General features: G+C 44.5%; 23 protein-coding genes. 16 read left to right on the top strand and 7 right to left on the bottom strand.

Going from position 1 to position 22,057, the window contains the following annotated elements; genetic code table 11:
- Positions 1-23: 23 nt before the first annotated feature.
- Positions 24-1,955 carry a DUF460 domain-containing protein gene (locus tag IMZ38_RS06555; RefSeq protein WP_193436071.1) on the top strand — a complete coding sequence of 644 codons (1,932 nt, stop codon included), beginning with the start codon at positions 24-26 and terminating at the stop codon, positions 1,953-1,955.
- Positions 1,956-1,960: 5 nt separating this feature from the next.
- Here IMZ38_RS06555 and IMZ38_RS06550 read toward each other — a convergent pair whose 3' ends face one another.
- Both IMZ38_RS06550 and rqcH read right to left on the bottom strand, forming a co-directional pair.
- Positions 1,961-3,193, bottom strand: a complete 1,233-nt coding sequence (locus IMZ38_RS06550; protein ID WP_193436070.1) for a methionine adenosyltransferase — start codon at positions 3,191-3,193, stop codon at positions 1,961-1,963.
- Positions 3,194-3,258: 65 nt separating this feature from the next.
- On the bottom strand, positions 3,259-5,253 hold the full coding sequence (gene rqcH / locus IMZ38_RS06545; protein WP_193436069.1) for a ribosome rescue protein RqcH: 1,995 nt from the start codon (positions 5,251-5,253) through the stop codon (positions 3,259-3,261).
- Between the two features lie 71 nt (positions 5,254-5,324).
- Here rqcH and IMZ38_RS06540 point away from each other — a divergent pair, with 71 nt between their 5' ends.
- Complete coding sequence (locus tag IMZ38_RS06540; RefSeq protein WP_193436068.1) at positions 5,325-5,612, top strand: hypothetical protein; 288 nt, start codon at positions 5,325-5,327, stop codon at positions 5,610-5,612.
- Positions 5,613-5,620: 8 nt separating this feature from the next.
- On the opposite strand, the gene IMZ38_RS06535 is transcribed toward IMZ38_RS06540, so the two are convergent.
- Positions 5,621-6,256, bottom strand: coding sequence for an RNA methyltransferase (locus IMZ38_RS06535; protein ID WP_193436067.1), 636 nt, complete (start codon positions 6,254-6,256; stop codon positions 5,621-5,623).
- 95 nt (positions 6,257-6,351) lie between these two features.
- Here IMZ38_RS06535 and nucS point away from each other — a divergent pair, with 95 nt between their 5' ends.
- The 8 genes from nucS (at position 6,352) to IMZ38_RS06495 (ending at position 11,931) form a co-directional block, all read left to right on the top strand.
- Positions 6,352-7,149: an endonuclease NucS gene (gene nucS, locus IMZ38_RS06530; protein ID WP_193436066.1), complete on the top strand. Its 798-nt coding sequence runs from the start codon at positions 6,352-6,354 to the stop codon at positions 7,147-7,149.
- Between the two features lie 2 nt (positions 7,150-7,151).
- Entirely contained in the window at positions 7,152-7,682 is a 531-nt protein-coding gene (locus IMZ38_RS06525; RefSeq protein ID WP_193436065.1) for a class I SAM-dependent methyltransferase, read from the top strand.
- Between the two features lie 45 nt (positions 7,683-7,727).
- Positions 7,728-8,003, top strand: a complete 276-nt coding sequence (locus IMZ38_RS06520; protein ID WP_193436064.1) for an LSM domain-containing protein — start codon at positions 7,728-7,730, stop codon at positions 8,001-8,003.
- Positions 8,004-8,132: 129 nt separating this feature from the next.
- The gene (locus IMZ38_RS06515; RefSeq protein WP_227410855.1) at positions 8,133-9,029 is read left to right on the top strand and encodes a CBS domain-containing protein; all 897 of its coding nucleotides are present in this window, start codon (positions 8,133-8,135) and stop codon (positions 9,027-9,029) included.
- Positions 9,026-9,856, top strand: coding sequence for a CBS domain-containing protein (locus IMZ38_RS06510; protein WP_193436063.1), 831 nt, complete (start codon positions 9,026-9,028; stop codon positions 9,854-9,856). Before IMZ38_RS06515 ends, IMZ38_RS06510 begins: the two co-directional genes overlap by 4 nt.
- Positions 9,849-10,385 (top strand): Mut7-C RNAse domain-containing protein, encoded by a 537-nt coding sequence (locus tag IMZ38_RS06505; protein WP_193436062.1) that lies wholly within the window; start codon positions 9,849-9,851, stop codon positions 10,383-10,385. Before IMZ38_RS06510 ends, IMZ38_RS06505 begins: the two co-directional genes overlap by 8 nt.
- Positions 10,366-11,031: a TIGR00296 family protein gene (locus IMZ38_RS06500; RefSeq protein WP_193436061.1), complete on the top strand. Its 666-nt coding sequence runs from the start codon at positions 10,366-10,368 to the stop codon at positions 11,029-11,031. Before IMZ38_RS06505 ends, IMZ38_RS06500 begins: the two co-directional genes overlap by 20 nt.
- Positions 11,032-11,061: 30 nt before the next feature.
- Positions 11,062-11,931, top strand: coding sequence for an NAD+ synthase (locus IMZ38_RS06495; protein ID WP_227410854.1), 870 nt, complete (start codon positions 11,062-11,064; stop codon positions 11,929-11,931).
- An 11-nt stretch (positions 11,932-11,942) separates the two neighbouring features.
- On the opposite strand, the gene IMZ38_RS06490 is transcribed toward IMZ38_RS06495, so the two are convergent.
- A complete protein-coding gene (locus IMZ38_RS06490) occupies positions 11,943-12,428 on the bottom strand; it encodes a hypothetical protein (protein ID WP_193436060.1) in 486 nt (161 codons plus the stop codon).
- Positions 12,429-12,493: 65 nt separating this feature from the next.
- On the opposite strand from IMZ38_RS06490, the gene IMZ38_RS06485 reads away from it, so the two are divergent.
- Positions 12,494-13,150: a metallophosphoesterase gene (locus IMZ38_RS06485; protein ID WP_193436965.1), complete on the top strand. Its 657-nt coding sequence runs from the start codon at positions 12,494-12,496 to the stop codon at positions 13,148-13,150.
- 34 nt (positions 13,151-13,184) lie between these two features.
- Here the strand turns inward: IMZ38_RS06485 and IMZ38_RS06480 are convergent, their stop codons facing one another.
- Positions 13,185-13,433 (bottom strand): DUF5622 domain-containing protein, encoded by a 249-nt coding sequence (locus IMZ38_RS06480; protein WP_193436059.1) that lies wholly within the window; start codon positions 13,431-13,433, stop codon positions 13,185-13,187.
- A gap of 10 nt (positions 13,434-13,443) precedes the next feature.
- Entirely contained in the window at positions 13,444-14,049 is a 606-nt protein-coding gene (locus IMZ38_RS06475; RefSeq protein WP_193436058.1) for a GtrA family protein, read from the bottom strand.
- A 246-nt stretch (positions 14,050-14,295) separates the two neighbouring features.
- On the opposite strand from IMZ38_RS06475, the gene IMZ38_RS06470 reads away from it, so the two are divergent.
- On the top strand, positions 14,296-14,904 hold the full coding sequence (locus IMZ38_RS06470; protein ID WP_193436057.1) for a uracil-DNA glycosylase: 609 nt from the start codon (positions 14,296-14,298) through the stop codon (positions 14,902-14,904).
- Here the strand turns inward: IMZ38_RS06470 and IMZ38_RS06465 are convergent.
- Positions 14,901-16,619 carry a hypothetical protein gene (locus tag IMZ38_RS06465; protein WP_193436056.1) on the bottom strand — a complete coding sequence of 573 codons (1,719 nt, stop codon included), beginning with the start codon at positions 16,617-16,619 and terminating at the stop codon, positions 14,901-14,903. The two genes, IMZ38_RS06470 and IMZ38_RS06465, sit on opposite strands and share 4 nt — an antisense overlap.
- A 375-nt stretch (positions 16,620-16,994) precedes the next feature.
- Between IMZ38_RS06465 and IMZ38_RS06460 the strand changes: the two genes are divergently transcribed.
- The 4 genes from IMZ38_RS06460 (at position 16,995) to IMZ38_RS06445 (ending at position 22,034) form a co-directional block, all read left to right on the top strand.
- On the top strand, positions 16,995-18,830 hold the full coding sequence (locus tag IMZ38_RS06460) for an ATP-dependent DNA ligase (protein WP_193436055.1): 1,836 nt from the start codon (positions 16,995-16,997) through the stop codon (positions 18,828-18,830).
- A gap of 157 nt (positions 18,831-18,987) precedes the next feature.
- The gene (locus IMZ38_RS06455; protein ID WP_193436054.1) at positions 18,988-19,755 is read left to right on the top strand and encodes an ATP/GTP-binding protein; all 768 of its coding nucleotides are present in this window, start codon (positions 18,988-18,990) and stop codon (positions 19,753-19,755) included.
- A 75-nt stretch (positions 19,756-19,830) separates the two neighbouring features.
- Positions 19,831-20,349: a hypothetical protein gene (locus tag IMZ38_RS06450; RefSeq protein WP_193436053.1), complete on the top strand. Its 519-nt coding sequence runs from the start codon at positions 19,831-19,833 to the stop codon at positions 20,347-20,349.
- Positions 20,349-22,034, top strand: a complete 1,686-nt coding sequence (locus IMZ38_RS06445) for a DUF2070 family protein (protein WP_193436052.1) — start codon at positions 20,349-20,351, stop codon at positions 22,032-22,034. The genes IMZ38_RS06450 and IMZ38_RS06445 overlap by 1 nt, the downstream gene beginning before the upstream one ends.
- Positions 22,035-22,057 lie beyond the last annotated feature (23 nt).

Genomic DNA, 22,057 nt, shown 5'->3' with positions numbered 1-22,057 from the left:
GGTGGACTAGGATTACCACGATAATGGGAATCGATATTCAAGCCGGTAGCTCCCCTCTCAGCTCTAAAGAGCCCAAGTACTCAGCAGTGATTCTTAAAGATGGTGAATTAGTAGCTTCATACGAGGACCTCCCGTTGTACAAGGTTCTACGGTTGGTTATTGAACACCATGTTGACGTGATAGCGGTTGACAATGTTTTCGAACTCGCAAGCAGTGTTGATAAGCTTGAGAAATTAATGGAGCTAATACCTCATACGTGTAAAATTGTCCAGGTAACTAAGATAGGAGCAGAATTCGTGAGCACAAGGGAGCTTTCCAAGGAGTTGTTTGGGAGCAGGATGGATTTAACCCCGCTGAAAACAGCCTATCTCAACGCCGTAGCGGCTTCCAAGGGTTATGGTTCAGAGGTTCAGGTTTTCAGTAATAAAACAAAGATTATCATCACAAGAGGGAGGAGTGTTTCGCAGGGAGGGATGAGCCAGGAGCGTTATAAACGCAGTATAAAAGCAGGGATACTACAAGCTACCAAGGAGGTTAAGAAGATACTGGATGAGAACAATCTTGAATACGATATGATGGTTAAGAAAAGCCGCGGGGGGCTTGAAAAGAGTGTTTTCATAGTTTACGCGCCTAGGGAAAGCCTCTACGGGTTGATCAAACCAGTAAGCTATAAGAACGTTAAGATTGTGGTGAAGCCGTTCAAGTCAACACCATTAGTGGCGAGCACAGGGCTTCAAAGACCCTTAATAATGGGTATTGACCCTGGGATGACTGTTGGAGTAGCGCTCGTTGATTTAGACGGCCGCCCTGTGTTCGCGAAAAGCTGGAGAACCATCGACAGATATGAAATAATCTCCACAATTTCCAGTTATGGCAAAGTGGTTGTTGTAGCCACCGATGTTTCAAACCCACCGGAACTGGTTAAGAAAATAGGCGCCCTTCTGGGTGCAATAGTTTACGCTCCTGAACGCGACATAACTGTTGATGAGAAGAATAAGCTCGTTAGCGAGTTGAAAGAGACCTATGATTTTCAGATCGAGGATTCTCACGCCAGGGACGCGTTAGTGGCGGCACTGAAAGCCTACAGGCATTACCTAAACACTATTCTCGAAGTGAAATCTAAGTTGAGAAATATTGAAGGTGTTGATGCCTACTCAGTAATCTCGGAGGTAATCAAGGGTAGGTCTCTCTCGGAGGTTTTGGAACAAGTATATCGGAGAAGAGTTCAAGAACACTCTAAGCCGGTTGAAATCGAACATAAACCCTCAACGCATTTCGAGAAGGTTAGCGACTCCGGGTTAAAGGAGAGAGTTAGGAGTTTAGAAGCAATTGTTCTTAAGCTTTCGAACGATCTGAAGGAAAAGGAGAAGATGCTGAAGGATCTTGAAACCGAAGTCCGACTCCTTAAGTCAAGGAAAACCTATGATGAAGACTACGAGAGAAAAATCTCACTGTTAGAGGTGAACCTGGCGAATCTTACCAGGAGGCTGGAGGAGTCTCGTAACCTTATTGAAGCCTTGGAGAAAGAGCGTAAGTGGCTAAGAGATTTGATAGTAAAGGTTTCCGAAGGGAGTCATATCCTACTGCCTAAAGCCGTTAATTTGAACAAAATTGTTGAGGATGACTTGTTGAAGGAAAAGGTTAGAAGGCACAAAGGGGTTTTCACGCCCGAATTAGGAATCATCGAGTCAAAAACAATAGAGTTTTTAAAATCCATCAAGGGATATGTCGTGACTTCAAAGGATCAAGCCGTGGATTCCAGGGTATTGAGGATTCCCATTGTGAAGGCTGAAGTACTAGGTGAAGTAGAAGATTACGTGGTTTTGGAAAGGAGCGTTGAAGAAACCGCTAGTCATATTTGGGAGGAACTGGAACTGATAGAGGCTTTTGAAACCAGGTCAAGAATAAGGAAGCTTATAGAGGAGTATCAAAAATCAAGAGGTATTAAGGAGTAAGTATCCTAGTACAGTGAGACCTTATCATTCAACACAAGCTCAGTTACATTGACAATGTTCTCAAGCTCCTCATTAGCTATTGCTTGAATCTCGTTAATAATGTGAGACGGGGTTTCCGCCATGTTTATGTCTAACGGGATCAGCTTTATACTAGCAACTAACGGCTTATCTATTGGCTTCCCGATCTGGCTGAGGATTTCAACGTAGACGTCGCTGAATACATGGCTGAATTGGCTGTAAACCCTTTCAGCTATTTGTCTCGCTACTACATTGTATATCTTCCCTACATGGTTAACCGGGTTCTTTCCTGCCGTGGCTTCGAGACTTATTGGGCGCATTGGAGGTATCAACCCGTTCGCCCTGTTTCCCCGGCCTGTGGCACCGTCGTCACCGTGCTCTGCGGATGTCCCAGTTACAGTTAAATAAACGCTTCCCTTGTCTGGGAGATCCGCAGTGTTCACGAAAACCTTTACATCGAAATCCGGCGCGATCTTGGATGCCAGGTCTAGGACAGCCTCCTTCACCAGGTCTTTAGTGTTGATGTATTCTCCCATATCTCTTACTTGTGAGTCGATTATTGCAGCGGCGATCGTTAATGCTACGGTCTTCCCCCTTCTTAACCCCATGACTTTAACGTCTTCACCCACAGCCGGGTGCTTATCCTTGAACCGTGGTGAATTGAGCAGTCTTTCCGTCTCGTACACGAGTTTTTCAAGGGTTGTTAAGGGCGCATATCCTACTCCAATACTAGTGTCGTTTGCCAAGGGTATGGATTTTTTACCGGCTTCGAAAACGGTTATCAGGTCGGTGCTTCCCTTTCTCACCATATAGTCCACTATCACATGTTTCTCGGGATCCAGGTACCTGAAATTACTCTTGATCCAGTCCTTAACTGCTTCAACAATTATTTTGCCGAATGGAATTTTTTCAACGCCATCGTTAGTTTTAACTTCAGTAGTTGCCCTGCCAGCGACAATGATGTAAATAGGTTCAAGTAGTTCTCCTCCTCCAAATTTTGGCGAAGACTGACCTCCAACCAGCAGTGTCTTATCTAGGTTGTGATGGAGAATTGTTCCAAAGTGTTTTAAGTAATATCTAGATAGAGCCTTTGAGGCTACTTCGCTTGCGGAGTCAGCGATATAGTCTGGATGACCTAACCCTTTCCTCTCAACTAATTCAACCTTCATCGCTCTGACGCTCTGCATTTTCAATAATTCTACTTCTATGTTTCTCTCCATACCGTGTCACCTAGTCTGAAACAATTTAAAATCAATAATAAGGTAATAGCATAGTAAATTTTAAATTATTCTTTACAATCAACCCGTCTATCACCGCGTTGGATTAGCTTAACAACAGATTTCCCCGGTACGAAACCACTTATCTCTGCAGGGGCTATTGAAACGGAGAACCCGTGGAAGTTTCCTAGGATTTCGCTGAAGTAACCGGCTATCTTGCTTGCAACTTCTTGAACACTATCATCTCCTGGCTCGAGAATCGCGTATGCTACGGACTTGTCCTTCACAACTTCCGGCGGTGATATGAAAACCTTGTAGTATGGTCCGTAGATTTCATCGCAGACCACGTCTACACCTAGACCTAGTCTCAGAGGAATTTTCAGGTAATTCTTCCTCCCGTAAACCATAATAGCCCCTTTCGGAAGATACTCGCCTGGAGGAGGCGTAAGCGACACACTTGAACCCATGGTCCAGAATACTTCTATAAACCCCATCCCGGTTTTCCAAGCCTTTGAGTAACAAGCTGGTATTAAAGCAGCATCTTCTATATCCGAGGGGGATGGGTCTTTTCCGTTTGTTAGTAAGACTGCTGCAGAACCCCCGTGAATATCTGCATGGAGGAAGATGTCTTTCTCCCGCAAATATTTTTTCACTATCACTTCATTCTGTGACGCGTCTCGTCCACCTATTACTAAGAAGCCGTTCCTTGTGAAAAGCCAGTGGAATTTTTCATACCATGATCTAGGCTTGATCGAGATTATTTTTGACACTGAGACCTTGTTTAGCTCCATCTTCGTATAGTCATATTCCTTCTCAATTTCTTTTAAAGCGTTTAAAGCAGCATCTATTTTCCTCTTTAACTCTCCCTTAGTCTTTTCAAGCTCTACTATTTGTTTTTCAAGGGGTGTTCTAATCGACAAGGTGATGACTTTCCCGTTTACCGAGAGCTCTACTTCTCCCTTATCCTTATGGATGTTTACTATTCCTGGGCAATTCTTAACAATGTACTCCCATCCTTTCTCCTCCCTGGTTTTCCTCGCGCATTCTAGAATGTTGGAAACCTCTGTAAAGTATGAGTATATTAAGGAGAGCGTGCTGCTTAACTCCTCTAACCGGCGTTGGTAATTAGAAATTATTTCTTTCTGCCGTAGTATTCTCTCGTTTAAACTATCCAGCTTTGCCTTCATCTCACCCTGTTTCTCCGCGAGCTCCAGGAGCGATTCTAACCGAGTGAAGTAGATGTCTATCGCGCTATCGATCGAGTCCAGCTCTTTCACTTCAAACTCGTATTCCTCTTTAAACAATGACGGGTTGTAGGCGGTGAATAATTGGAGGTTTTCCTTCTCCAGTACGAGGTATCCTTTCCCTCTTCCTGCTTCATCTGTGAGTAGCTTGTAGTTGTTTATCAATGCTTCTATGTCGCTTGAGGACAAGGTTTTAGGGTTGTCGTTTTTCCGTGGAAATAACCCTGCACGGTAGATTATCTCCTCAGCAATATGTCCGGGCAGGCCCCAGTTGAACACGAGTGCTCTCACAAGGTCTTTGCCCTGAAGTAGTGATGTTGCAAGCGAATCATCACTAGGGGGCACTCCCTTAGACGGGGGTGGCTTGTATGGGAGACCGGGTTTTATCTCCCTATCCCTGTATTCGACTAGCTTGCTCGCGTATTTTATTCTGTACTCTGAATCAGTAACAACCCATAGTCCCCGCGGGAGAAGTTCAACAATATTCCTGGTTTTCTCACCATGTTTCTCAACCTCAAACTCGATAATCCTCTCCCACCTTGGCATGGAGACCTCGACAATCCTAGAATCCCTCAGCCTGCTTCTAAGGAATCTTGTGAAATGATCAATGGTTTTCAACGCTGGTTCTGTCTGGGACAGGTTTATCCTTGCACCGGGCTGTATGGTGAGATAGGGTGTTCCAAGGTTTTTACCTCTCAGTTTCAACATCCACTTGTTTTTCGAGAAGTAGGCGTTATCCACGAAGCACTCCAGTAGCTTGTTTTTATTGGTAGATATCCAGGCGTAGACGTCTAAGATGTCCATGGATTTTTTAAGCACTATCGAGCACCAGCAGTTTATTATAAAATCTTCTCCTCTAATTAATCTCTTGAAGTTGAAGAGGATGAATCATGGTGCTGAGCGCGGAGGATAAGATTGTTTTGCTTAGGCTTATCGCGGGGGTTTCTTACGGATTTCTGGTTTACCTTCTCGGACTATTAAGAATTGTTTCACTAAAGGATTTGAACACGTTTGCTTGGACTGGTGCAGCCATCCTATACGCTGTAACGATCTTCTTAACCTACCGGTTTTACAAACCTTCTAAGGCTTTCAACCTTTACCTCAGAGGATTGTTAACGTACTATGCATCCTGGCTTCTGACGTCATACGTGTTGAACGAGATCTACTCAATCATGTGAAGAAGTAATTATGGATCATTAATTTCCCTCCACACTTCCTCGGGAAGCCTCCTGTACTGTAAATAGTATTTTAACCCCGGCGCGATAACCGGTTCACCATTCTCCAGAGGATACCTAAATGGCAGGCTTACGATACGGTAAACAGGCTCGAAGTATTCAATGGTCAAACCATCGATAAACGATAAGCCTTCATCGCTCCTATGGTTAAGAAGGTAGCTAACATAGTAAACGGTTCCATCAATGCTGAACTGCCCATTCCCGATGTTAAACGATTTAACACCTTCCAACTCCTTAGTCAGCAACTCGTACGTTCGGCCTTTAGGCGGGTGTTCGCCTAGTATACCCCCAACTATTACGTGCTTAGCGTTGCTCAGAGCGTTGAAATCCAGTTTAACAGGGCTTTTAGGGTCGAGAATAATTGTCGAATCCTTTTCCAACTTGCCATCGGAGATCAAGGTTTTAACGCTTTTCTCGCACACGTTAGCGTACTTTCCGATTAGTCTATGATACTTAGCAGGAAGGTTCGTGATGAGTAGAAAGTCTTTCCCATAGATTTTAGAGCAGTGCCGATACTCGAGCAGTAACCAGGGGCTGACCCCGGTTTCCAAGTGCTCTATCACTATCAATGGCTTGGAGGGCGTCAAGAACTCCCCCTTGTCTAACGTGGTGTTCTCGGAGTAAAATATTTACATGTAGGATTAATATTTAGTGATTGCGATAAACCCGTTAGTGATAATGCATGGCTGTCGCCAAGGTTTTGGAAAATCCTGACCTGGAATCGGCTTTGAGAACGATTAAGGAGGGTTTGGCTAGAAATCACTTACTCATCGTTATCGGCGAATGCTATATCGACTACGAGGGGAGAAGCGCGTCTAAGCTTGGATTGGGAGAAAGGATGGTAATTGTAAAACAAGACGGGGCTGTACTCGTGCATAGGCCTAAGGGGTATTCTCCTGTTAACTGGCAGCCATCAACGACGACCATTGAAGTATGGCTGAGAAGTGGTGAAGGATTATCCTTAATGGCGGTTAGAAACCGTCCTCGCGAATATCTCAGGATACTTTTCACCAGGATTTTTCTAATCATTGAAGGAGTCTTCCATGATGCTGCAGAGTTCGTAATGTATCTGAGCGAGTCGGAGATAAGGGATATAATATTCGACAATCCTGACCTGCTGGAACCGGGGTTTAAACCATTGGAGAAGGAGAAGCGGATAGGGCAGGGAGCTGTGGATATTTTTGGATTGGATTCGAATAACAACCATGTCCTTGTAGAGATTAAAAGAGTGATGGGGGATCGCGACGCGGTTTTCCAATTATACAACTATGTGGAGAATTATAAGAGCGGGGTAAACAGCAATGTAAGGGGGATCTTGCTCGCACCATCATTTACCCCTGGAGCATTGGAGCTACTCGCGAAACTGAAGCTGGAGTTTAAGGAGATTGATTTAAAGAAATTAAGAATGTTGAGCCAATCAGGCAGGAAAAAACCCGACTCCACCCTTCTCGAATACATGAATGATGGGAGGAAGGGTTAGCCTTGGAGCCCAGCGTGGTCAGCAAGTACGACATAACAAGCAACTCCTACGATGAATTATACGGTGAGGAGCAGTTCTTGAAGTATGACTTCATTTTCAGCAAACTAAGTGTGAGGCTCGGTCGTGATGTAGCGGATATCGGGTGCGGTACCGGACTACTTTACGAGTTCTTGAAAAAAGCTTTTAAACAAACACCGTTGAGGTACCTATGTATTGATGCGAGCGAGGGAATGATCCGTAGAGCAGCCTCGAAGAACCCTAGGGATCCCCGTGTAATTTTCATCGTATCATTCGCTGAAAACCTCCCCCTTAAGGACGGTTCTGTGGACGATGCGATTATGATAACGGTTTGGGATAATCTTGAAAACCCCTTAGAAGCTGTTGCCGAGCTAGAAAGGGTTGCAAGAAACAGTGTCATAATCACTAAGCACTCTAAAACTGCTTCTCTACCTCCAAAAGTATTTGACAACCGCTTCGAGCATGTGGGGGTATTGATTGATGAGGTTTACGTTTTCCGGAAAAGATATCTTTAAATAGTTCGAATAGTGGTTAAGAGAGTTTAAGAGAAGGTGTTTAACATGGCTGCCAGACTAGCTAGGCCGCAAAGCCCTTTCAAAATTTTGAAGAGCTCTGAGGGGCAGATCGTTCTCGTAAAGATAAAGGGCGGGTACGAGTACGTTGGGAATTTGGATCTAATAGACAACACTATGAACGTGGTCATGAGCAACTGCACAGAGTACTCGAAGGATGGGAAACCGGTTGCCAGGTATGGGAAGCTGATAATTCGTGGAAGCCACATCCAATACATAAGCGTTAACTATGGACAGGTTGCGCCTGAAAAAGTCTCCTTGTAATGAACAACACGAGGGTTTTAGGGAATTTATTAAAATTAATATTGCCTAAAGAATAATATTATAATTGTGAGCCTAATGACACACTCTTCGCGTAAACCCATTTCTCGCAGAATTGATCATTACCGGTGGTTGAGAAGCGACGGCACCCCCAACTTTAATGATCACATTTACAAGGCTCCTTCAGAGCTTCAACTCGTTGTAAAGCGTGAAGTAAAAGTAATAAGCCCCTCTGCAACCATCATGAAAGCTGTTGAAGAAATGTCTCGTAGTTTTAGATCCCTCGTAGTAACCACGGGAAACCGCCCCCTAGGCATTCTGCACGCTTCAAACATCGTGGACTACCTGGGAGGGGGTTCGCTATTCAATATAGTGGAGAAGAGGTATGGGCTTAACCTTTACAGCGCCCTGGAGAGAGAGGTTGTAGAGACTATAATGACCCGTAGAATGGTTCAAGTACCGGATACTGCTAAAATAATCAATGTTCTCGAAGCAATGGCTGTGACAGGGTCGGGCGTCGTCCTTGTTGTTAACAAGGAGGGAGGTCTCGAGGGAATAGTCACAGAACACGACATGGTGGTTTACTTATCAGGCGTAGTCTCCACGGGGCTCATTGTTAAGGATGTTATGTCAACCCCTGTAGCCGTTATTGATCGAAAATCTAGTTTGAAAAAAGCAATGGAGGAAATGATCACCCAGGGATTTAGAAGACTGCCAGTGGTTGATGGAGAAGTTGTTGTGGGAATGTTAACAGCCGTGGACGTGGTAAGGTACTTCGGCTCTCACGAAGCTTTTAAGAAAACAATTACTGGAAATATTCTCGAAGCATTATCTGTACCAGTCGAGGAAATCATGAGCGAGAACCTGGTGACTGTAAGGGAGGATGAAGACCTTGCGAAAGCAGTTTATGAAATGCTGTCTAGGAATGTTAGCTCCGTGTTGGTGACTGATGAAGAAGGGGTTTTGAAAGGAATAGTAACGGAGAGAGACGTTTTGTACGCCTTATCAACAGCTTCTAAGAGGTTATGATCATGATGATCAAGGATTTCATCTCCTCTGATATACCCGTGCTGGATAAGAACGATTCACTTATGGAGTTTGTAAGACATCTAGAGAAGACGGGTCTTGATAAGGCATTGGTAACGGGGTACATGCCTGACGGCCGTAAAAGAGTGTGCGGCGTAGTTACCTCGAGAGATGTCTTAGTAAAGATAGTCTCGGAGAGACTGAGGAGGTCGTCTCTCGGGAGGCTGAGGATTTCCGGCTTCATGACTGAGAACCCGTATAAAGCCTCCTTAAACACAGACCTCGTCTCGCTTGTGAAAACTATGAGCTCGAGAGGGTATGGCATTATACCTGTAGAGGATGAGGCTTTACATGGAGCAATTATCAGAAAATCCCTGCTGAGGCTACTGTTTAACGATTCCACGCATGTTAAAAATATTGTGGATAATCATCCATTGAAGGCCAGAGCTTCCGACTCACTCCTAGATGTTAGACAGAAGATTCTGGGAACTGATAAAAGCTTCGTCATCGTAGTTAACGAATCCGGGGAACCCGTAGGATATTTAACTGTCAAGGAGGTTGCTTACGCTTTTGCAACATTCATAAAGAATGTCCCGGAAAAGTTCCGAAAAGAACGGATATCCCAGTTAATCGCAAGGGATTATATGACCAAGATTAACCTGGAAATTAAAGTAAGCTCCTCCATTGGTGAAGCTGCCAAATCTATCTACGAGTCAGACACAAAGGGTGCGGTGGTAGTAGGGGAGAAGGGTTTCGAAGGCGTGGTCACTGACTCGGAGTTAATAAACTATCTTGCAATAAGCTTACTCTCGGGAAGGCAAATTGGATAATAATGATGTTAAATTCATAGTAGACAACATGCTGGGGTCTCTTTCTAGATGGCTTAGAATACTGGGCTACGACACCGTGTATAACAAGGATTTTGAGGATTGGAAAATTCTTCAAATAGCGGAGGAGGAGAAAAGATATATCGTTACGAGGGATAGAGGGCTTCACCGACGCGCGTTAAACAAGGGATTGAAAAGCATTTATCTCTGGATGGATGATCTCGAGGATCGTTTATCGTTCATTGCGCTCACCACGGGCATTAAGCTCAGCGTTGATTTCAACAATACCAGATGCCCAGAGGACAATACGCCGTTGAGGAGAGTTAGCAGGCAAGCGGTTAAGGACAGGGTACCCGAGAAAGTTTACAAACTGCATGAGGATTTCTGGGAGTGTCCGCGGTGTGGAAAAGTCTACTGGGTTGGGCGTCACTGGAGAATGATTGAGAAAGTTCTTGAAACAGCGAGAAAGAAATTAGAGGAGAATCGGATGGATGTTAAAAAGGGGATCATAGATGTTTCCGGTTCATCCTAGCGAAATATCTCTTGATGAAGGAGTGTTCCTTGTAAGGCTAGCTAGGAAGGCGATTGAAAAAATAGTTATTGAAGGAGAGACGTTGAAGCCTCCTGAAGATGTACCAGAGAAGTTTAAAAGACCAGGGATGACTTTCACAACTATTGAAACATACCTGGGGGAGAAGGCCACTAGTTTAAGGGGTTGCATAGGGTTCCTATCCCCTGTATACAGCTTGTTGGAGTCGACAATATATTCCGCTATCGAGGCTGCCACCGGAGACCCCAGGTTTCCCCCGGTCTCTGCCTGGGAGTTAGATAAGATTTTAGTCGAGGTAACAGTTCTCTCCACCCCTACGCCCATCATAGTTTCTGATAGAAAATTACTGCCCAGGCTGATAACTATAGGGAAGCATGGGTTTGTTGTTGAAAAAGGGTTTTATAAAGGAACACTACTCCCTGTTGTTCCAGTTGAGTACTGCTGGGAGCGTGAGGAATTCCTCTCAGAAACATGTCTCAAAGCTGGTCTAAGACCTGACTGCTGGCTTGACCCGTCTACAAGGATATACTATTATGAGGGCAGGGTTTTCAAGGAGAAGACACCTAAAGGAGATATTTACGAAAGAGACCTGTCTCAAGAGTACGTGAACGAGTGTTTTAAGAGATGAGACGGCTCTTTTAAACTCTGAGAATGACTCGTGACTAAACCAGCAAATGGTGGGGGTGGGATTATTAAAATAGCCGTGAAGGATGTGCTTGAAATAGATTATGAGAAAGCTTTAGCGGTAATTAAGGATTTCGTGATAAATTATTTCGAAGCAACACGGGCTGACATCTTCGTTATTGGTTTGAGTGGAGGCATTGACTCATCAACGCTTTTAGCTGTGTTAGCCGAGTCGGTTGATAGGGAGAAAATTACCGCTTTAATACTTCCAGATACAAGGGTTACCCCGAAAGAAGACGTGGATGATGCTGTTTCGCTGGCTGAAAAGTATGGTGTAAGGTATCACGTGATTGAGATAGATAGGATAGTTGATTCTTTCTCGGTCATACCGGGGTTCAACATTGATGGGAGGCTTGACACGGGCAACCTGCGTGCAAGGGTAAGGATGGCTATAATGTACTACTACGCTAACCGTTATAACGGGATTGTCGCAGGCTCTAGTGATAGGTCAGAGCTCTTAATCGGATACTTCACGAAATATGGTGATGGAGGAGCAGACATCCTCCCACTGGGATGCTTGTTTAAGACCCAGGTAAGAATGCTTGGTAGGCGCTTGGGTTTGCCGAGAAGAATAACTGAGAAACCTAGCTCACCAAGGTTGTGGAGGGATCACTTGGCCGAGGAGGAGATAGGTTTGAAGTATGAAGAAGTAGATCTCATATTGTATGGGTTGTTTGACAAGAAACTACCGCCAGACAAGGTTGCGGAAGCTACAGGTGTCCCAGAAAAAGCTGTTGAAAAGGTTTTGAAAATGCATTATTCATCAAGACATAAGAGACGGTTTCCGCCAGTGCCCAGTCTTCCATGGAATAATAATCCGATCAGAGAACTCGACTATTTGTAGTTTCCGCCGGCTCACCTAACATTAATCATGGTCTTCAGCATGTTACTTGTCAAATCAATTCTTCCCTCCGCGAGGTATATCCAAACCATCTTGACAGGTGCGGCTAGAAAGTTTAAAACATAGTAGCCTTTTTCAATACTGAAGGATGCCTCGAGAGTGTGGAAGACGTATTTGTTATTCACTTTCACCTCCAGCTTTTTCTCACCTCCAATGTAGAGGATTAAGGGTTTGGAATACCCGTCTAACTTCTCCACTTCAACGTTGAATTTTTCCATAATCGTTTTACCTTCAAAATCCACGCTAGCTCCTTCAATGGTTAAAGCATCCGCTTCCTCTATGACTTTGAAGTTTTCAGGTAAAACCCCCTCGATAAAGAGTTTTTGCGGCGAAACAAGCCCTGTAACCGGCCCGGTAGACTTAACTGAGGCCTGAGGGGTCATGAAAACTCTTCCATCTACCCCGATAACTCCCGAGTTAACGCTGTACTTAACTACCATGTTATCACTCTACACGAAAACTTGATATGTTGTAGGGATTATATGAATAATAATGGTGGGGCGCCCTGCGATTACTGGTTGTAAGCGATGTTCATGATAAAGTTTCAATATATCAGAAGATTGTAGCTTCTTTGAGAAGCGAGTTCGATGCAACAATAGTGGCTGGAGACTTAACTTATTTCAAGCCTTTCGAACACGGGGTTAAGATTTTAAAATCAATGAGGGATTTCTCAGGCAGGCCGGTGTTCTTTGTCGCCGGGAACTGCGACAGCCCCAGGCTTCTCACTTGGGAGGGGGAAAATGATATCATTAACTTGCATCGTAAACTCGTAAGTTTAGGAAGCCACTACATTTATGGAATAGGTGGAGGCAACATTTCTCCTTTCCACACCATGATCGAATGGAGCGAGGACGAGTTCAAATCAATGCTTCCAACCGAAAACAGCAGGGTTTGCGGGAAACTATTAATGGTTACTCACACGCCTATCAATCAATTCTTCGATGAGGTCAACGGGTATAACATTGGTTCGATCTCATTCCGCGAGTTCCTATACCAGTGCAACCCTACTGCATGGGTTACAGGACATGTTCACGAACACAGCGGCGTGGTGAAAAATGGGAGAACAACCATAGTACATCCTGGTCCCTTAATGCGAGGATACTACGGGATAATGGAACTTGGTGAAAACGAGGTTGTAGCGGAAGTGAGAAGGCTGGGTTAATGTTTTAAGGAAGCACTTCAGCGAGTCTGTGCCGTTACCGAGGTGTTGGAGAAACGGTTCTAACCAGGTTTCTCACTTCTTCCGGTAAAGCTTCAATGCTTATTACAACAGCTTTCCTAGGAGGCTTCGTCGTCACGGTTCCCGTTACTATATATCTAGTCGGGTTTGTAACATCTATTTTCTCCTCGGACTTCTTATGAAACCTTATGTTTAACACTCTCACCTTAACATAAGTCCCGTCCAGCCTGTCGACGTAGACATACTTCCCGTGTTTCAACCCCATGTCAAACCCCTCATACCCTACTTCTACTCCACGTATACACGTAGCCTAATATAAAGTTTAAGGCGAACCCCACGATGATTCCTGTAAGCTGTGCAAGCCAAAAGACCACACCCAGGAGTATTGGGAGGAAGGTTGCTAGAAGTATTTGGGATGAAAAGCTGGCAATGCTTGCTCCATGATACTTCACTAATCGAGCAAAAACGTTTCTGAACCCCCGGTCTATGTCTGTATCGGCGAAAGTCCATCTCTCATGCAGGATGAAATTGAACAATACGCTTGATTCGAAACCCGCTAATGATGAAACAGGGTTTTTAATCAACTCAAAAACCCCAATACTTGTGAACAGGTTGAAAACGAATTGGGCAACAGCCAAGTTCACAACGCTTCCTGCAACCCCGACAACTACGAACTTCATGACTCTTAAGGGTTCAATGAGCGGTAGAGCGATGAATACTGGCAGAACGCTTCTCACAACCCTATTAGCATCTTCCAGGTTGAGCGAAATCTTTAAGGCTTCACAACAATGTTTTTCCAGGATGACTTCATCTTTATTGCTAACCACGATACCAATGGGCTTTTCAAACCCGGGTTTTTCAAGCCTCTTGAGAGAGTTCATAAGTATTGCAAGCTTAACCCTGAGAGGTAGACGAGTTCTTACTTCTACACAATCTATCGCGGGTGGGTAACTAATATCCGTTAGTTTTGCGCATAATGTTTCAAACCCTCTGCGAACAAATATTTTCCAGCCGTTTCTTTCAGCACATTTCACATAATTCATTACGCTCAACCGCTCGCGTCGTTGGCTAGACCGATAACTATCATATACTAGTATAGGGTTAAATTCATAAATGGTGCAGATATCGTGTCATTGTACGAGGAGTGGTCGGGGATTTTCAACGAGATAAGGAGTTGTAGAAAATGCAGGCTGCATGAAAGCAGGACTAACCCCGTCCCTGGCGAGGGGCCTTTAACTGCGAGAGTCGTGGTGATCGGGGAAGCTCCTGGTAGAAAAGAAGACGAGTCAGGCACTCCCTTTGTAGGGCCTGCGGGAAAGTTTTTGAACACTTTACTGGAAAGCGCTGGGCTGAAAAGGGAGGAGGTTTTCATTACAAATATTGTGAAATGTAGGCCCCCTGGTAACAGGAAGCCTAGGAGAGATGAGATATCTCAGTGTCTGGGATACTTGAGCCGTCAGTTGAGATTGTTGAAACCCAGAGTCTTAATACTTCTGGGAAACACTGCCGCGGAGACCATCTATGGTTTAGCAGGGGTTGAGTGGCACGGGGTGATGAAGGATCACGGTAAGGTTTTCGAAATCAAGGTTTTCGGGGTTGAAGCCTTGTCTATTCCAACGTTTCACCCTGCGGCCGCTCTCTATAATCCTAGACTTAAAAACATTATCCTAGAAGACTTCACCAAGGTTGTGAAACCTATTATCGCCGGGCTGGAGAAGGGTTCTTCCCAGCCTTAATCAGTTTTCCTCAAACTTAGAATTATGAGGGAAAACCCAGTCATGCATAAGATTACAAGGAAGGGTATCAGGGAGATTGGGATCACAGTGGGATCGAAGAGGTAGGAGGGGCTATATTCAACAGTGTTATGCAATGTAAATGTTAGAAAACTGTACGCATAGGCGTGGAGGATCATTATCTGGACTATGAGATAGTCTATTCTATAATCCATAGTTGAAGCATCGGTTAAGAATTCGATCATTGTTATTATCGAAGGTATGACGAGGCCAAGCTTGCTCATCACGTAGACGCTCAGAGTTTTTAATGAGTTGAAAAGAATTTCCTTTATGCTCGAGTTATTCAGGGCTGGGAATATTTCATTTCTGATCAAGGCTGGATTGTAATATAGCTGTTCAGCCATTTCTTCAAAAGCTTTAAAAGTGTAAACAAGGTCTAGAAAACTGTTTCCAGTTAGAGGTGCGGGTTCAAAACCGATCAAATAAGACATTGCTTCATAATATGATTTACTTGTTGATAGAAGCTCATGCATCCTGGCCAGGTAGGTGTCGAGTAATGGGCTAGCCATGCAATTACGTCTTCCATAGATATTACTTGCATTAACCCATGCCAGACTGGTTTCGGCCCGAGCTAGTGAGTATGAATAGTTTCCTATCCTATGGATCAGCTCGACGCTTTCATCAGCCGCTCTGAGAGCTTCCTCAGACTCCTCTATTCTCTTCAAGGCGTTCATGTACAAGTCGATAAGTAAGGGATTATAGCATGTTTCAAGCTGGACCTGTTCCTCAATAAATTGTCGTGCTTCCTTAATCTTTTTCTTAATATTCAAAACATTATTCTCAAAATCGGTTAGAGATGTATGGTAGGAGTAGTTTAGAAGGCTGGAATACCCGTAATAATAGGCTTGGAAAGCTATTGATGAAGCTGTATAGAAATGTTCCACTTCAGCATATTTTGTGGAAAGGCTTAACAGGTTCAACGAGTTCTCGAGGAAGGAATCCATCCACATAGACTCATTCAATAACATAACAATATGATTCGTTTTATTATAGAAATCCATCCAAACCTTTTCAAAATATGAGGTTAGGGAGGGACTATACATGTTCTCGTAATTCAACTCGGGAAATAACCCGGTTTCAGAGAATTTTTCATAAGCTTGGAACACTGTCAGTACTGGTTGATAAATCTCGTCTGTTACGTTTGCTGTAAACGGGCCAGTAACCAGCTTCAGCCCGGAATATTTAGCCGCATACACTTTCTGGGCGATACCTCCCACCCTACCTACGATCCCGCCGGGGCCGATTACACCTGTAGCCGATTTCAACGAATCGAACGACTCATTCCTCAGCAATGATATGGCGAAAACCATGAAGAGAAGTGTTGCACTAGTGCCTTCAACCTGGGCAATCCCCTGCACCGAAATAGTGTAGTCTAACCGCTTATAGTCTTCTCCGGTTAGGAGCGACGAATATAGTAGGGCTAGTTTGAAGGATAGAAGGGTGTCCTGTGAGAACGCGTTCGAAGGGATTACTGTGACAACTCCTCTTCCAGGTGTTGAAACAGTAATGTAGACGTCAACTATCCTGCCTCTTCCCTCATTATCGATGGCTAGCAAGCTCAGCTTATACGTGGAAGACTCTTTTGTATTGTATTCCCCAAAGCCTGCTAAAGCTGTTGTTAAACACATGATCAATGCGATTATCGCAGTGAACTTCAAAAACCTCGCCCTCTAATGCTTTCAGCGTAACACTGATCAATCACAGCTTACCAGCTCATAATTGCCGGGTTGTCATCACTGTAATACAATTAAGTTGAAACAGGGTTTAATAATTAACCGATTACCGCCTTGATTCCCTCGACCATTGTTCTTCTGTTTATTAATTTTGCCAGGAAAGTAAGATTGCCCAGGAGTTTCCCCCAGCCTATCACTCAGAATCATGAATGACGGTAGAGCCTGACTACACGGAGCCCGTCTACGCCTAGTGAGGAGTTCTTTAAATCATGAAGACGGAGTCAGCATTCGCTAACACGCCAACTAATCACCAAGTATAAAACAGTCCTTTAATCAATAATATTTTATGGCGTAGCTGTTATGTCCCAGGTTCAACGAGACATGCCCTTTAGTGTTATAGTTGATTTCTTCAAAAAGCTGGAGACAACGACTGCAAGAACCCAGCTGACTGCAATACTAGTGAACTTGTTTAAGCAAACTCCTCCGGATGTTATAGATAAAGTCGTCTACTTGATACAGGCTAGATTATGGCCTGACTGGAAAGGCCTCCCCGAGCTGGGAATAGCTGAAAAATTATTAATTAAAGCCATCTCCTTATCCACTCATTCCTCGGATAAAGTTGTCGAGGAGATTTTAAAATCCAAGGGTGACGCGGGCTTAACGGTTGAAGCGTTAAAGACTCGTTTATTAGAGAAGAGCAAGGGGGCGACGCTGTTCTCTTTTGTTGAGAAAAAACAGGAGCTCACGGTTAACAAGGTGTACGAGGTTTTAACCAGGATAGCGCTAGCGCAGGGTGAGGGCAGTAAGGACTTGAAGATAAGGCTTCTAGCAGGCTTACTATCCGATGCTACCCCTGAGGAAGCTAAGTATATTGTAAGGTTTGTTGAAGGGAAGCTGAGGCTGGGCATAGGGGATGCTACGATAATGGATGCTCTCAGCATTGTTTTCGCCGGGGGCGCTCACCTCCGACCCGTTATTGAGAGAGCCTATAATTTAAGAGCGGACCTAGGGGAGGTTGCGAAAATACTTGCTTCCCAGGGTGTGGAGGCTATTAAACAAATAACTCCCATGGTTGGCATTCCAATAAGGCCGATGCTCGCGGAAAGGTTGAGCGACGCTAAGGAGATACTGGAAAAGGTTGAGGGTGAAGCCTTTGTCGAGTATAAGTACGACGGGGAGAGGGCGCAAATCCACAAGGACGGAAACAAAATCATCATTTATTCTAGAAGACTCGAAAACATAACTCACCAATACCCTGATGTTGTCGAGATGGCTTTGAAAAACATGAAGGCTGATAAGGCAATAGTTGAGGGGGAGATAGTCGCTTACGATCCCAGCACTGGCGAGCTGAAACCTTTCCAGGAATTAATGCATAGGAAGAGGAAGTACGACATACATGTTGCGGTGAAGGAAAACCCTGTTAAAGTCTTCTTGTTCGACCTTCTCTACGAGAATGGCGTAGACTATACTGTGAAGAAGCTTATTGAAAGAAGGAAGAGGCTTGAGGAGATTGTTAATCAGACAGAGGAATTCAGGGTTGCAGAGTATATTAGAACCTCCGATCCAGGCGAGCTTGAAAAATTCTTCCTCCAAGCAATCAGCGAGGGTGCGGAAGGGGTCATGGTTAAGGCTTTGCACGAAGGATCGATTTACCAGGCAGGAACGAGAGGGTGGCTATGGATTAAGTTTAAACGAGACTACAGAAGTGAAATGGTGGACACAGTGGATTTAGTAGTGGTCGGCGCTTTTTACGGGAGGGGGAGAAGAGGAGGTAAGTTCGGAACTTTACTCATGGCTTCATATAATCCTGAAAACGATACATTCGAAACCGTGTGCAAGGTTGGCTCCGGCTTCACAGATGAGGACTTGGATAGGATTCCCGAGATGCTCAAGCCTTTCATCCGGGATAGGAAACCCTTAAGAGTTATAGCGGAGATGGAGCCCGATGTTTGGGTTGAGCCGGCTTTGGTCGCTGAAATAATAGGTGCAGAGCTAACGCTCTCACCAGTACACACTTGTGCCTACGGTAAGATCAAGCCTGAAGCAGGCGTCTCAATAAGGTTTCCAAGATTCATTCGGTGGAGGGATGATAAAAAACCTGAGGATGCTACCACAAGTGATGAGCTTGTTGAAATGTACAGGCTCCAGCTTAGAAGGATTAGTGAGAAAACGGCTCAAACCGGGGAGGAAGCCTAAATTAAAAGCATAAACGAGCCTCCGCTTCACCCTAACCCTCTACGGGGATGTCTGCGGAGTGTCGCGGGGATTTACGAAATAATATTTTGATTAAGTGTTATATTAACATTTCCTCATAACTCAAAACAAATTGTCACGCTAGGGATGGGGGGAGTAATTGGTATCGGTTATTGTTTTCGCTGGAATGGCTGGTAGCGGGAAAACCAGTATTGTGGCTCATTACTCTAAGTGGCTTAGAACTAGTTTGCTTGCAAGAGTGGCCTGTGTGAATCTAGATCCAGGGGTTGATGCGTTACCGTATATCCCAGTATTTGATATAAGGAAGTACTTCACGCTAACGGATTTGATGAAAAAATACGGGGTAGGCCCGAACGCAGCCTTCCTTAAATCCGCCGAAATGATGTCTCATCTAACCGATGAAATCATGTGCGAAGAACCGTTCTCGAATCTCGATAAATGGGATTACGTCTTAATCGATACTCCAGGTCAGCTGGAAGCTTTCATCTTCCAGCCCGAGGCGAGAGAATTCCTGGCAAAGATTTCTCGTAGGACTAATCTAGTAGTAGGGTACTTGATAGACGCCTCTATAATTAGTAACGTCCCAGACGCTATAACCTCGTGGTTTATGTACGTGTTAATCCAGGTGAAGACGGGCTTGTTAACCGTTCCAATCATAAGCAAGGCCGACATGGCACGCAACATATCTTTGCTGAAAGAGTTGATCGAGGATCCTGGCGCCTTGGCCTCGAAAGAAAACCTCATAGAAGGATTGCAAAGCGAGATAATCCCAGAGCTGATCCAGATAGCTATGAAAACAAAGGGGGCTTTAAGAGCCGTTATGGTGTCGATTCATGACATGGAGAGCTTGAGGAGTCTTCACAACATCCTCCAGGAGGCGTTCTGCACCTGCGGCGATTTAACTTGATGAACCAAATCCTGTTAAATAATAAAATCTTCTTATTATCAATTAACATTCAGGTAAGGTGTCAAGGCGGGTGGAATGACAGATTTTGTGATTGACCCGGTTGCAGCGTTTTTCCTATTCGTGTATGGTTTTGTACTTTTGTTCGGAGGTAAGAGTATTGTTAAGCTAATAGTGGGCATAGGCTTCGGAGGCTTCCTCGGGGCGGCGGGGTTCGTTCTCGCAACCATGGTTTCAGGCGTGGGCGGCGGACTCGTAGTTTTTCTTCTCATGTTTATAATAGGAGTTTTGATTGGTTGGTGGATTTTCAAGGCATCGTTGAGCTTCCTATCAGGTTTGGCTGCATGGTATTTTTTAACAGGGCTCCTGAACATCCCGCGGATTTCCTCCACTTCACTACTGGTTATGATAATTTTGATAGTAATCTTCTACGTTCTTGTAGAGTCGGCTATAACCGGGGTTGCCATCCTTGTAGGAGCACTTTTAATGTATTTAGCTCTCACTACCTGGGCTGGCAGTGTTCTATCCCTCATAATAGTAGCATTCTTAGTTATGTTTAGAATCGCGTGGATTCTTGACTCGAAGGGTGTGCTGTAATGGGATTGTACCGCCCGAAGACGGCTGTGGGTAAGTACTATTCAATACTCTTCTCGCTACCCCACTGGAAAATCTCAGCCGCGAGTATAATAGGAGTTTTACTTTTAACTGTTGCACTCCTCCGGGACGAGTCAATCCCATTCATCACTAATACAATCATAACACTAGTTGTTTTGGAGGTTTATAGGAGAATTACTAAAAACACCGTTTTCCACAAGCTGAAGAGAAGAGTGGGGTTGTCTCTCACGGTGCTGATATACTCTCTCATAAACTATGTGTTGCTCAGGGACTGGAGGGTTTCAACTATTTCGTCAGCAATACTGTTAACCATTGTTATCCAAGGTCTTGATGGAACCAGGTGGTGGCGTTACATAGTCGCTGTACTTCCACCACTAGTTACTCTTCTCCTCATAGACCAGGCAATTCTCGAGTTCCCCAGTATTTACATTTCTTCCCTCTCGTTTTCCCTTCTACTGATCGTGCTCCTGGATCTAACAGTTTACGCTGTCATGGGGAGACACAGGATTAACGGTTTTAAAGCCCCTGACCTTGGATCCCTATTCCTACGAAACTGGCTAAACGGTGACAGGGAAATAGAAAAAGTCTTCGATAGCCTAGGGGTCTACCATAATGTGACTTCCTACATTTTGAGAACGAACAGCTTTGCACTATTATATACTGATCTTCACTACGGCCCGTTCTCCAACACGGGAAGTAGTCAACTACCTCTGCTGATCAGGGATGCTTACAGTAAGCTGGGATTAGATGTTTACCTTCTCCACGGGTTTGGTTCACACGATAGAAATATTGTCAGCTCAAAATACGTTAAAGACTATCTTTCTCGTTTAGAGACGGTCATCCTTGAGGATTGTGAAGAAGAATTAAAATACCATGGCTCTTTCAAAGCGAGAAGCAGGGATTACTGGGAGATAACTGGAATAGTATTCGACAAGGTTGCTTTCCTAATAGTTTCACGTCCCGTTAAAGGAATAGATGACCTACCTTACGAGCTACAGGTCGAGTATGCGTTAAAAGCTAAAAACCTTGGGCTCGGGGACGTAATACTAGTTGACGCGCATAATTGGGAGAGACAGGAGGAGATGGATTTCGAAGAACTAGGGGAAGCTCTTGAGGAATCTCTCGGCTTGGTTGAAAAAATGAGGAGCAGGAGGCCGGAGAAACCATTGATTAAGCATCTCTGCTTTAAAACTGATGCACCTGGACTCATTGACGGTGAAGCATGTCTCCTTCAAATATGGAGTTTAAACTACGAGAAGCTAGTACTGCTTCTACTGCGCGGTAATAACATGGAGCCAGGACTACGTGACACCTTAGTTGAATTGATAAGGAATAGCCTGGGTGGAGAAGTGATTGCTGAAGTTTTAACAAACGATGAGCACACGGAGACAGGGATTAGAGCCAATATAACATATATCCCCGTCCACTATAGTGATAGCTTGAGAAGAGACTTGGAGGCTCAGCTGGAGCGTTTTAAAAATATTGAACCCGGTGGAAAACTATGTGTGATTAAGGAAAACCTGAACGTGAAGCTACTCGGCGATTCGGCTTTTCAACTCGAGCAACTTGTAAGGAAGTCCTATGTAGAGTCGGCACTGCTTCTAATAGCTTACGCTTTCCTCACACCCGTGCTGCTTAAGCTTATTTGGGTCTTCACAGGGTTTTAGACCTTTTTAAACCCGGGGGTTTA

The organism is Thermosphaera aggregans (genome assembly GCF_014962245.1).
Lineage (GTDB): Archaea > Thermoproteota > Thermoprotei_A > Sulfolobales > Desulfurococcaceae > Thermosphaera > Thermosphaera chiliense.
Note: the sequence above shows the minus strand (reverse complement) of the source record. Positions and strands in the feature narration are given on the sequence as shown.